Below are 12,346 nucleotides of genomic sequence, written 5' to 3'. Positions count from 1 at the left end.
TGCGCCAGCGTGCGCACGAAGGGCACCATCACCTGCACGTTGGTGAGGCCCATGTCCTCGCGCACGCGCTTGAGCGCCTCGCACTCCATGGCGAAGGCCTCGGCGAAGTCGGCGCTGATGTAGCGCGCCGCGCCGCGGAACCCCAGCATGGGGTTCTCTTCGTCGGGCTCGTAGCGCGAACCACCCACGAGCTTGCGGTACTCGTTGCTCTTGAAGTCCGACAGGCGAACGATCACCGGCTTGGGCCAGAAGGCCGCCGCGATGGTGGCCACGCCCTCGGCGACCTTGTCGACGTAGAACGCGCGCGGCGAGGCGTGTCCGCGCGCCACCGACTCCACCGCCTTCTTCAGGTCCGCGTCGATCTGCGGGTAGTCGAGGATGGCCTTGGGGTGCACGCCGATGTTGTTGTTGATGATGAACTCGAGCCGCGCCAGGCCCACGCCGCCGTTGGGGATCTGCGCGAAGTCGAAGGCGAGCTGCGGGTTGCCCACGTTCATCATGATCTTCACGTCGAGATCGGGCATCTCGCCGCGCTGGACTTCGGTCACCTCGGTTTCGAGCAGGCCGTCGTAGATGTTGCCGGTGTCGCCCTCGGCGCAGCTCACGGTGACGAGCGTGCCGTCCTTGAGCCGTTCGGTGGCGTCGCCGCAGCCCACCACGGCCGGGATGCCGAGTTCGCGCGCGATGATGGCCGCGTGGCAGGTGCGCCCGCCGCGGTTGGTGACGATGGCGCTGGCGCGCTTCATCACCGGCTCCCAGTTCGGGTCGGTCATGTCGGTGACGAGCACGTCGCCCGGCTGCACCTTGTCCATCTCGCTGATGCTGTGCACCAGCCGCACCGGGCCCGTGCCCACCTTCTGCCCGATGGCGCGGCCGCTGGCCAGCACCGCGCCCTTGCCCTTGAGCTTGTAGCGCACCTCGGTCTTGCCGGCGCTCTGGCTCTTCACGGTTTCGGGCCGGGCCTGCAGGATGTAGATCTGGCCGTCGGTGCCGTCCTTGCCCCACTCGATGTCCATGGGCCGGCCGTAGTGCTGTTCGATCACCAACGCGTACTGCGCCAGTTGCGCCACGTCGGCGTCGCTCAGGCTGTAGCGATTGCGCTGCTCCACCGGCACGTCCACGGTCTTCACGAGCTTGCCCTTGAGTGGGCCTTCAGCGGCCTTCTCCTCCGCCGTGCTGAACACCATCTGGATCAGCTTGCTGCCCAGGTTGCGGCGGATCAGCGCGCGCTTGCCGGCCTGCAGCATGGGCTTGTGCACGTAGAACTCGTCGGGGTTGACCGCGCCCTGCACCACCGTCTCGCCCAGGCCGTAGCTGCTGGTGATGAAGACCACGTCGGAGAAGCCGCTCTCGGTGTCGATGGTGAACATCACGCCGGCGGCGCCCAGGTCCGATCGCACCATGCGCTGCACGCCGGCCGACAGCGCCACCTCGGCGTGGGCGAAGCCCTTGTGCACGCGGTAGCTGATGGCGCGGTCGTTGTAGAGGCTGGCGAAGACCTCCTTCATCTTGTGCAGCACCTCGTCGATGCCGACCACGTTGAGGAAGGTTTCCTGTTGGCCGGCGAAGGACGCGTCGGGCAGGTCCTCGGCGGTGGCGGAGGAGCGCACCGCGAAGGAGGCCTTCTCGTTGCCTGCGCTCAGGGTGATGAAGGCTTCACGGATGGCCTTTTCCAGGTCGGCCGGGAACGGCTGGGCCTCGACCCAGCCGCGGATCTCGGCGCCGGCCGCGGCCAGGGCGCGCACGTCCTCGGTGTCCAGCGAGCCCAGGCGGGCGTTGATGCGATCGGCCAGGCCGTCGTGCTGGAGGAACTGGCGAAAGGCGTGCGCCGTGGTGGCGAAGCCCGTGGGCACCTTCACGCCGCTGGGCAGCTGCGAAATCATCTCGCCGAGGCTGGCGTTCTTGCCGCCGACCGACTCGACGTCGCTCATTCGCAGCTTTTCGAAGGGCACGACCAGTGCGGTCGCCTCGAACAGGTTGGACATGGAAAAACTCCTGAGGTTGAAAAACCGGGGATCCATGCGCCAGCGTGTGACCTGTGCTTGTGTTGTGGGTCGGCCACCGGGCAAGGTGCAAATCGGGGGCGGCGCGGCCCGGATAATGGCCCGCCACGCAACAGCAGCGGATTGTAAGGACGCCCCTCCCATGTCCCTCAGAACGGTTTTCTTCGTCTCCGACGGCACCGGCATCACCGCCGAAACCTTCGGTAACGCCATCCTGGCGCAGTTCGAGGCCACGGTGCGCCGCGTGCGCCTGCCCTTCCTGGACAGCGTGGACAAGGCCCACCAGGCCGTGCGCCAGATCAACCACACGGCCGAGGTGGAGGGCAAGCGCCCGCTGGTGTTCACCACGGTGGTCAACGACGAGGTGCTCGACGTCTTCCAGCACCACTGCCGCGGCATGCTGCTCGACATGTTCGGCACCTTCGTGCAGCCGCTGGAAGAAGAGCTCGGCATCAAGAGCAACCACCGCGTGGGCCGCTTCTCCGACGCCTCCAAGAGCAAGGCGTACCACGACCGCATCGAGGCCATCAACTACTCGTTGGCGCACGACGACGGCCAGAGCGACAAGGACCTGGAGAGCGCCGACGTGATCCTGGTGGGCGTGAGCCGCAGCGGCAAGACGCCGACCTCGCTCTACCTGGCCATGCAGTACGGTCTGAAGGCCTCCAACTACCCGCTGATTCCCGAGGACTTCGAGCGCCGCAAGCTGCCGCCGGCCCTGGTGGCGCACCGCAAGAAACTCTTCGGCCTGACCATCGCGCCCGACCGCCTGAGCGAGATCCGCAACGAGCGCCGCCCCAATTCGCGCTACGCCGACCTGGAGAACTGCCGCCACGAGGTGGCCGAGGCCGAGGCCATGATGCGCCGCGAGGGCATCCGCTGGCTGTCGACCACCACCAAGTCGATCGAGGAAATCGCCACCACCATCCTGCAGGAGCTGCGGCCCGAGCGCTTGGAGTACTGATCGAACCCCCACGCTCCGCCGCTGCGCGGGTCGCTGCCCCCCGGGGGGGCTGATCCGCCTTGGGGCGGCCCGGCGGCGGATCGACCCCTACGGCCCGCCGCCCGTCTCCCTCAGTTGGGGGGAGCGGCCCGCACCGCGCGATTGACGCGCATGGGGCACGCTCCCAGAATCCGTGCGGCGTTTCACGGATTGTTACCCCTGGAGGGTGCCATGACGAAGAAGGGCAAGGCGGACAGCGGCGGCGCCCCCCGGGGACTGTCGCTGCACATCGGCATCAACGAGGTGAGCGCCGATGCCTATGAGGGCTGGACCGGGCCGCTGGCGGCCTGCGAGGCCGACGCCCATGACATGGCCGAGCTGGCCACCTCGCGCGGCCTGAAGGCCACCCAGCTCATCACCTCCAAGGCCACGCGCCGCAACGTGCTGCGCGCCCTGCGCGCCGCCGCCAAGGCCCTGGTGGCGGGTGATCTGTTCCTGCTGACGTTCTCCGGCCACGGCGGCCAGGTCGACGACGTGACCGGCGACGAGGACGAGCAGGACGACAAGCTCGACGAAACCTGGTGCCTGTACGACGGCCAGCTCATCGACGACGAGCTCTACCTGGAACTGAGCCGCTTCGCCGAGGGCGTGCGCGTGCTGGTGCTGTCCGACAGTTGCCACAGCGGCACCGTCACGCGCGCGCCCGACCCGGCCCTGGCCGCCGGCCGGCCGCGCCAGATGCCGCGCGACATCGCCCGGCGCGTGTACCACGCCCACCGCGGCTTCTACGACGATCTGCAGCGGGAGGTGGCCAAGGCCGCCGGCGCCGCGCCGGTGGACCCCGACACCGCACTGGCCAACGTGGCGGTGAGCCACCGCCTCACCGCCATCGTCAAGGACTTCAAGCCCGCCGTCATCCTGATCTCGGGCTGCCAGGACAACCAGTTCTCCATGGACGGTGACCACAACGGCGCCTTCACCGGCCAACTGCTGCGCGTGTGGAACGACGGCCGCTTCAAGGGCAGCCATGCGCGCCTGCACGCCCTGGTGCGCGCGGGCCTTCCGGCCACGCAGTCACCCAACCTGTTCACGCTCGGCCCGGCGGCCGAGTTCCTGCAACAGACGCCCTTTACGGTGTAGCCAGCGGTCCGGGCACGACCGCCTTCCCAGCGTGCCCCTCTCGTCCGAGGAGCCGAGATGCTCAAGATCGCCAACCACCGGCTGAGCGGGCCGGGCGTGAGCCACCAGGCCACGCCCAACACCGGCGGGGCGCTGCGCCCGCGCTTCGTGGTGCTGCACTACACGGCGGGGCGAGACACCGACAGCGCCGTGCGCTCCCTGTGCGCGCGCAAGCCGCAGGGCAACGCCTCGGCCCACCTCGTGCTCGGGCGCGACGGGCGCATCGTGCAACTGGCCGACTTCAACGTGGTCACCTGGCACGCGGGCCTGAGCCAGTGGGCCGGCGTCAACGGCCTCAACGCCGTGGCCATCGGCATCGAGATGGACAACGCCGGCCTGCTGCACCGCGAGGGCGATCGCTGCGTGTCCTGGTTCGGGCGGGCCTATCCCGAGGACGAGGTGGTGCTGGCCGAGCACAAGCACGGCGGCGGCCTGCGGCCCTGGCACCACTACACCGAAGCCCAGATCGGGCGCGCGCTGGAGTTGTGCGAACTGCTGGTGGCGCACTACGGCCTGGAGGACGTGCTGGGCCACGAGGACGTGGCGCGTGGCCGCAAGGTGGACCCGGGCCCGGCGTTTCCGCTGGCCGCCGTGCGCGGCCGTGCGCTGGGACGGGTCAGCGACGCGCCGCCGCGCTGGGTGGTCACCGCCACGCGGCTGAACATCCGCGGCGGGCCAGGCGCCGACCACGCCGCGCTGGGCGCCGCGCTGCGGCGGGGCACCGAACTGATCCTGCTGGAGCCGCTGGACCGCTGGAGCCGCGTGGCGGTGGTCGGCGAGACCGACCTCGAGGGCTGGGTCTGCAACGACTTCATCGAGCGCCTGGCGGTGCCACGCTCGGGTGCGGGGGTGCTGCATCGATCGCAGCGGCAGGTGCCCGTGACCCCGGTGGCGCGCCTGGCGGCCGGCAGGGCCGCTGCCCTCCCCCCACGCCTCCCCGGCCGCGCCCGGACGAAGCGCGTCGAGGTGAGTCAATGAGCCCCGCCAGCGACAACCCACCCATCGTGTTCGTGGTTCACGGCCAGGCCGCGTCCCCAGACGCCACACGCGGCGGCCCGGGCGGCGCACCGGGCGCGCTAGGCGAGCGGGGCGAGGTGCTGCAGCGCGTGCAGGTGGGCGCGCTGCGCGGCGGCGGCGCGCCCCAGCGCCTGAGCGCGCGGCCCGGGCTGGACGCCGTGGTGCTGCACATCACCGACGGGCCCTCGCTGGTGCTGCACCCGCTCACCGCACAGGCCCTGATGCAGGCACAGGCCCCGACGGTTCACGCCGGCGCGGGGGAAACCGCCATCCCGGCGCAACTGGGCTGGCCCGGGCTGGCGCCGCGCGGCGCCACGCGAGGTGGCCTGGGCAGCGCCCTGCTGTCGGCGGTGGAGGTGATCACCGGCATCGCCCTGGAGCCCGCCGCGCGGTTCACCGCGCGGCGCCTCGCCCGGCGCTTCGACGAGCAGGTGACGCCCGGCGTGCACCCGCTCTCGGCCGAAGCCCTGAGCGATTCGCTCAAGGGGGAGGTGCCGCTCGAGCGCATCCCCGCCGCGTCGGCGGGCGCGCCGCTGCTGGTGCTGCTGCACGGCACCTTCTCCGACACCCACGGCACCTTCGGCAAGCTCTGGCTGCACCACCCGCAGCGCGTGCGCGAACTGTTCGGCCACTACGGTGGCCGCGTCTACGCGCTCGACCACCCCACGTTGAGCGCGAGCCCGATCGACAACGCCCTGATGCTGGCCAAGGCCCTGCCCGATGGCGCGCGCGTGCACCTGCTCACCCACTCGCGCGGCGGCCTGGTGGGCGAAGTGCTGGCGCGCGTCTGCGCGCACCCCGAACTCGACGAGGCCGCGCTCGCACCGTTCCAGGCCACGGGGCACCGCGACCAGCTGCGCGCCCTGCGCGCGCTCGCGGCCGAGCTCCTGGGCCGCGACATCCGCGTCGAGCGTCTGCTGCGCGTGGCCTGCCCCGCGCGCGGCACGCTGCTGGCCTCCGGACGGCTCGACGCCTACGTCTCGGTGCTCAAGTGGACGCTGGAGCTGGCCGGCGTGCCGGTGGCGCCGCAACTGCTTGACTTCCTGGGCGAGGTGGCGAGCCACCGCACCGATCCGCAGGAGCTGCCCGGGCTGCAGGCCATGACACCGCTGAGCCCGCTGGTGCAGTGGCTGCACGCCAGCGACGCGCGCGGCCCGCTGCCCGGCCAGTTGCGCGTGGTCGCGGGCGACATCGAAGGCGACTCCGTCCGCGCCTGGGTCAAGACGCTGCTGGCCGACGCCTTCTACTGGACCGACAACGACCTCGTGGTGCAGACGCGCTCCATGTACGGCGGCGCGCCGCGTGCGGCCGACGGCGCGCAGGCGGGCGCGAGCTTCGTGCTCGAACGCGGCGGCGGCGTCACCCACTTCGCCTACTTCAGCCACCCCCGCACCGCCCAGGCGGTGTGCGACGGCCTGACGCAGGCGCAGCCCGCGGGCTTTCGCGCCATCGGGCCGCTGTCCTGGGCGGGCCAGAGCGAGACCGGCGTGCGCGCCGCCCCACCGCGCGGCGACACGCGCGAGGCGGCGCGCCGGCCCGCCGTGATCCTGTTGCCGGGCATCCTGGGCAGTCACCTGGCCGTCGACCGCCAGCGCGTGTGGCTGGGCCTGCGCATCGTCGGCGGCCTCGAGCGCCTGGCCTGGCAGGGGCACGCGGGCGAGGTGCGCCCCGACGGCCCCATCGGCGCCTTCTACGACAAGCTCGCGCGGCGCCTGAGCGAGACGCACGAACTCATCCCCTTCGACTTCGACTGGCGCCGCCCGATCGAGGAAGAAGCCCGCCGGCTCGCCGAGTGCATGGAGCGGGCGCTGGCCGCGCGCGAGAGCGGCGACCAACCGGTGCGCCTGCTCGCGCACTCCATGGGCGGCGTGCTCGCGCGCACGGTGCAGCTCGAACGGCCCGACGTGTGGGAGCGCTGGGCGCAGCGCCCCGGCGCGCGCCTGCTCATGCTGGCCACGCCCAACGGCGGCTCCTTCGCGCCCATGCAGGTGCTCTCGGGCGACGACAACTTCGGCAACGCACTGGTGGCCTTCGGCCTGCCCTTCCAGGACCACCGTGCACGCGAGATCATGGCGGGCATGCCGGGCTTCCTGCAGTTGCAGGCCGGCCTGCTCGACCCGGCGCTCGGCCTGGCCTCTAGCCAGCGCTGGCGCGAGCTGGCCGAGCAGGACATGAAGACCCTGGAGCGCGCCCTGATGTGGCACAGCGAAGGGCCGCAGCGCTCCATCTACCGGTGGGGCATTCCGCCGCAGCCCGTGCTGGACCAGGCGCGCGCGCTGCGCGAACGGCTCGACCGCCAGGCGCGCGAAGCCCTGCCCACCTTCCGCGAGCGTGTCGTCATGGTCATCGGCCGCTCGCGCTTCACGCCCGCCGGCTACGAGTTCGACGAGGACGAAGGACTGGTCTACCTCGACCGCCCCGACGGGGGCGACGGTCGGGTGACACAGGAGAGCGCCCTGCTGCCCGGCGTGCGCGCCTGGCGGCTGGACTGCGCCCACGGCGAGCTGCCCCAGGCCGAGCGCGCCTTCGACGCCTACCTCGACCTGCTCGAGCGCGGCGAGACCACGCGGCTGGAACCGGTGGGCGGTGCCGCCCGCGGCGCGCCTGGCGGGCCCGGCGAAGCGCCTCCTGTGCGCAGCCGCCCCTCGCGCCAGGGGCGCGCGCTCGACGAGCCGCTGATCGACGTGCACGCGCTGCTCGATCCCGAGGAGAGCCCCCTGGCGCAGGCGCCCTCGCCCGGCGCGCCGCCACTGGCCATCACCGTGCACAACCGCGACCTGGTCTTCGTCGGCCAGACGCTGCTGGTGGGCCACTACGTCTCGTCCCGCCTGACCGGCACAGAGGCCGTGGCGGACCGGCTGCTGGGCGGCGTGCTGTCGGCCTCGCTGGCCGCCGGCCTGTACCCCGAGGCACCGGGCACCCACCAGATCTTCGTCAACCGGCACGAGAACCCCGCGCGACCGCTGAGCCTGCCCCAGCCGCCCTGGGTGGTGGTGGCCGGCCTGGGCGCCGAAGGCAAGCTCGGCAGCGCTCAGCTCGTGCACACCATCTGCCAGGCCACCGTTGCCTGGGCCATGCGCCTGGCCGAAGACCCGGCGGGTCCGCCAGCGCAGTTCGAGCTCACCAGCACGCTCATCGCCAGCGGTGGCAGCGGCATCCACGTGGGCACCTCGGCGCAGGCGCTGGCGCACGGCGTGCGCGAGGCCAATGCCCGGCTGGCCCAGGGCCAGTGGCCACAGGTGAGCCACCTGCACATCAACGAGCTGTACCTCGACCGCGCGACCGAGGCCTGGTCGGCGCTGCAGATGCTGGCGGGCGCCGCGCAGGGGCACTTTCGCCTCAGCCCGCTCATCGAATCCGGCCCCGGGGCCCTGCGCCGGCCGCTGGACAGCGGCTACCGCGGCACCGGCTACGACTTCGTCAGCGCCACCGTGCACGACGACCGCCACGGGGAGCCCGTGATCACCTACACCCTGGACACCAAGCGCGCGCGCAGCGAGGTGCGCCAGCAACCGCTGCAGCAGCGGCTGATCCACGACCTGGTCGCCACCGCGTCGAACCACCTCACGCGCGATCCCCAGCTCGGCCGCACGCTGTTCCAGTTGCTCGTGCCGCAGGACCTGGAGAGCAGCCTGGAAGGCACCAGCGAACTCGTGCTCGAACTCGACGACCGCTCGGCCACCATCCCCTGGGAATTGCTCGACGCCCCGTTGGACCGCCGGCGCGACCCCAAGGAGCCCTGGGCCATCCGCAACCGCCTGGTGCGCCGCCTGCGCACCGAGGTGTTCCGCTCCCAGGTGCGCGACGCCACCATCGAGGACCATGCCCTGGTGGTGGGCGAGCCCGCCAGCGGCCCCCAGCCCCTGGCCGAACTGCCGGGCGCGCGCGCCGAAGCCCGGGCCGTGGCCGCCGCGCTGCTGGGGCCCAAGGGCCTGGCGGAGAAAGAGGTGCGCCGCCTCATCGCCGACGAGGATGGCCACAAGCCACGCGCCGCCGACGTCATCAACGCGCTGTTCGAGCGGCCCTACCGCGTCCTGCACATCGCCGGCCACGGCGAGCTCGCCGCCGCGCGCGACGGCGGCCCGGTGCGCCCGGCCCTGCGCGGCGTGGTGCTCAGCGATGGCGCCTTCATCGGCCCGCGCGAGATCGAGGCCATGCGCGTGGTGCCGGAACTGGTGTTCCTCAACTGCTGCCACCTGGCGGCGGACAAGAGTGCCTCGCTGGCCGGGGCCGACAACCGCAGCGAACTCGCCGCGGGCCTGGCCCAGCAGTTGATCCGCATCGGCGTGCGGTGCGTGGTGGCGGCCGGCTGGGCCGTGTCCGACGGCGCCGCTGCGGCCTTCGCGACCACCTTCTACCGGCGCCTGCTCGCGGGCCAGCGCTTCATGGACGCCGCACAGGCCGGTCGCGTCGAGGCCTACCGCGCCGACGCAGGCAGCAACACCTGGGCGGCCTACCAGTGTTATGGCGACCCGGACTGGGTCTGGCAGCGCGCGGGCGGCGAAGCGGCCAACGCACCGCTGCCGGCCGAGCAGCGCTACGCCTCGGTGGCCTCACCGTCGGCGCTGGTGGTGGCGCTCGAATCGCTCATCGCGCAGTGCAACACGGGCGATCTGGCGCCGGCCGAGATGGTCGAGCGCCTGCGCCACCTGCAAGACCGGTTCCAGGAACCCTGGGGAAGCAGCGGCGCCATCGCCGAAGCCTTTGGCCTGGCCTGGCGCGAGGCCGACCGGCTCGACGACGCCGTGCGCTGGTTCGAGCAGGCGGTGCGCGCCGATGACGGCAGCGCGGGCATCCGGGCGGCGGAGCAACTGGCGAACGTGCTGGCGCGCCGCGCCTGGTACCGCCTGCGCGACGCCACGCGCCAGCCCGACACCCAGCCCGAGGCGCTTCGCCAGGCCCGCGCCGACGTGGTGCGCGCCCTCGACAGCCTGCGGGCGCTGGTGGCGCTGGCCGACTCCGTCGAGCGCGCCAGCCTGCAAGGCGGCACCTTCAAGCGGCTGGCGCAGATCGAACGTCTGGCGCACGAACGCGGCCTGGCGCCCGATGACTCGGCGTGCGCGAAGGCGCTGGAGGGCATGGCCGAACACTACCGGCGCGCCGAAACCCTGGCCCTGCGCCAGGGCCAGGACGAGGCCTTCCACCCCGCGATGAACCTGCTGGCCGCCGACGCGGTGCGCGGGCGTCCTCTGGAGCCGCGGCGCATGGCCCAGGCCACCACGAGCCTGCGGCGCCAGCACGCCCGCGCGCCGAACTTCTGGAGCGCTGTGGCGGACGCGGAACTGCTCATCCTGCAAGCGCTCGACAAGGACCGGCTGGCGCAGGCGCAGCCCGGTATCGACGCCATGCTGGTCGACCTGCACGCCCACGCGGGCTCGAGCTGGCTGTGGAAATCGCCGGCCGACCAGCTCGAATTCCTGCTCGGGCTGGCCGATGCGGGCCAGCGCAGCGCCGCGCACCGGGAGGCGGCGGCGCTGCTGTTGCAGCGCCTCAGGCGTTACGCGGGAATGGCCGACGCCTGATCAGGCCGCTGCCGCTTCCGCCACCGGCTGGCGGATCAGGTGATCGAACGCGCTCAGCGCGGCCGTGGAACCCGCGCCCGCGGCGATCACGATCTGCTTGTACGGCACCGTGGTGCAGTCGCCGGCCGCGAACACGCCCTCCACATTGGTGTGGCCCTTGGCGTCGATCACGATCTCGCCGAAGCGGCTGAGCTCCACCGTGCCCTTGAGCCACTCGGTGTTGGGCACCAGGCCGATCTGCACGAACACGCCTTCCAGTTCCACGTGGTGCTGCTCGCCGCTCACGCGATCCTTGTAGCTCAGGCCGTTGACCGTGCCGTTGGCGCCGGTGATCTCGGTCGTCTGCGCGTTCACGTGGACGCTGACGTTGGGCAGGCTCTGCAGCTTGCGCACCAGCACCGCGTCGGCCTTGAGCGCGTCGGCGAACTCGACCAGCGTCACGTGCTGCACGATGCCGGCCAGATCGATCGCGGCCTCCACACCCGAGTTGCCGCCACCGATCACCGCCACGCGCTTGCCCTTGAACAGCGGGCCGTCGCAGTGCGGGCAGTAGGCCACGCCCTTGTTGCGGTACTCGGCCTCGCCGGGCACGTTCACGTTGCGCCAGCGCGCGCCGGTCGACAGGATCACGCTGCGCGCCTTGAGCGCCGCGCCATTGGTCATGTGCACCTCCACCAGGCCGCCGGGCTCGCTGGCGGGCACCAGCTTCTCGGCGCGCTGCAGGTTCATGATGTCGACGCCGTAGTGGCGCACCTGCGCCTCCAGCGCGGCGGCGAACTTCGGGCCGTCGGTCTCCAGCACGCTGATGTAGTTCTCGATCGCCAGCGTGTCGTTCACCTGGCCGCCGAAGCGCTCGGCCGCCACGCCCACGCGAATGCCCTTGCGCGCCGCGTACACGGCCGCCGCGGCACCCGCCGGGCCACCGCCCACGATCAGCACGTCGAACGGGTCTTTCGCGTCCAGCTTGGCCGCTTCGCGCGCGTCGGCGTTCACGTCGAGCTTGGCGACGATTTCTTCCAGCGACATGCGGCCACCGCCGAACTCCTGGCCATTGAGGAAGACCATGGGCACCGCCATCACCTGGCGCTGCTCCACCTCGGCCTGGAACAGGCCGCCGTCGATCACCGTGACCTGCACGGCCGGGTTGCGGATCGCCATCAGCGACAGCGCCTGCACCACGTCCGGGCAGTTGTGGCAGCTCAGGCTCATGTAGACCTCGAAGCGCAGATCGCCCTGCAGCGTGGCGATGGCGTCCAGCGTCTCCTGCTCGGCCTTGGGCGGGTGGCCGCCGGTCCACAGCAGGGCCAGCACCAGCGAGGTGAACTCGTGGCCCAGCGGAATGGCGGCGAAGCGCACGCCCGTGGTCTCGCCCTCGCGGGCGATCACGAAGGACGGCTTGCGTTCGTCCTTGCCGCTGTCATCGAAGCTCACCTGCTCGGACAGGCTGGCGATGGTCTGCAGCAGCTCGCGCAGTTCCTGCGACGAAGCGGATTCGTCGAACGAGCCGATGAGGCGGATGGGCCGCTGCAGCTTGCCCAGGTAGGCCTGCAACTGTGCCTTGAGGGTGTCGTCGAGCATGGGGACTCCTTTCGGTTCGGTTCAGCGTTTTGCGAAGAACCCTGGGCGCGCACGGCGCCCAAGGGTCAACGCAAAACCCTCAACGGGGCTTCAGCGAATCGCGG

6 protein-coding genes are annotated in these 12,346 nt (G+C 71.7%); 4 read left to right on the top strand and 2 right to left on the bottom strand.

Annotation, left to right across the window (positions count from 1 at the left end; genetic code table 11):
- A partial coding sequence (gene ppsA, locus VLG41_RS08275) for a phosphoenolpyruvate synthase (RefSeq protein WP_325348919.1) occupies positions 1–1,985 on the bottom strand: 1,985 nt, incomplete at its 3' end.
- Positions 1,986–2,145: 160 nt separating this feature from the next.
- On the opposite strand from ppsA, the gene ppsR reads away from it, so the two are divergent.
- The 4 genes from ppsR to VLG41_RS08255 all read left to right on the top strand — a co-directional run bounded on the left by ppsR (position 2,146) and on the right by VLG41_RS08255 (position 10,664).
- The gene (gene ppsR / locus VLG41_RS08270; RefSeq protein ID WP_325348918.1) at positions 2,146–2,967 is read left to right on the top strand and encodes a posphoenolpyruvate synthetase regulatory kinase/phosphorylase PpsR; all 822 of its coding nucleotides are present in this window, start codon (positions 2,146–2,148) and stop codon (positions 2,965–2,967) included.
- Between the two features lie 210 nt (positions 2,968–3,177).
- Positions 3,178–4,086, top strand: a complete 909-nt coding sequence (locus tag VLG41_RS08265; RefSeq protein ID WP_325348917.1) for a caspase family protein — start codon at positions 3,178–3,180, stop codon at positions 4,084–4,086.
- Between the two features lie 57 nt (positions 4,087–4,143).
- Positions 4,144–5,103, top strand: coding sequence for an N-acetylmuramoyl-L-alanine amidase (locus VLG41_RS08260; RefSeq protein ID WP_325348916.1), 960 nt, complete (start codon positions 4,144–4,146; stop codon positions 5,101–5,103).
- On the top strand, positions 5,100–10,664 hold the full coding sequence (locus VLG41_RS08255; RefSeq protein ID WP_325348915.1) for a CHAT domain-containing protein: 5,565 nt from the start codon (positions 5,100–5,102) through the stop codon (positions 10,662–10,664). Before VLG41_RS08260 ends, VLG41_RS08255 begins: the two co-directional genes overlap by 4 nt.
- Here VLG41_RS08255 and ahpF read toward each other — a convergent pair whose 3' ends face one another.
- On the bottom strand, positions 10,665–12,242 hold the full coding sequence (gene ahpF / locus VLG41_RS08250) for an alkyl hydroperoxide reductase subunit F (RefSeq protein ID WP_325348914.1): 1,578 nt from the start codon (positions 12,240–12,242) through the stop codon (positions 10,665–10,667). It abuts the gene before it with no gap.
- Between the last annotated feature and the right edge of the window lie 104 nt (positions 12,243–12,346).

It is taken from the genome of Hydrogenophaga sp. (assembly GCF_035481345.1).
Classification (GTDB): Bacteria; Pseudomonadota; Gammaproteobacteria; order Burkholderiales; family Burkholderiaceae_C; genus Hydrogenophaga.
The sequence above is the reverse complement of the archived record's forward strand: the minus strand, read 5'-3'. Positions and strand labels throughout refer to the sequence as shown.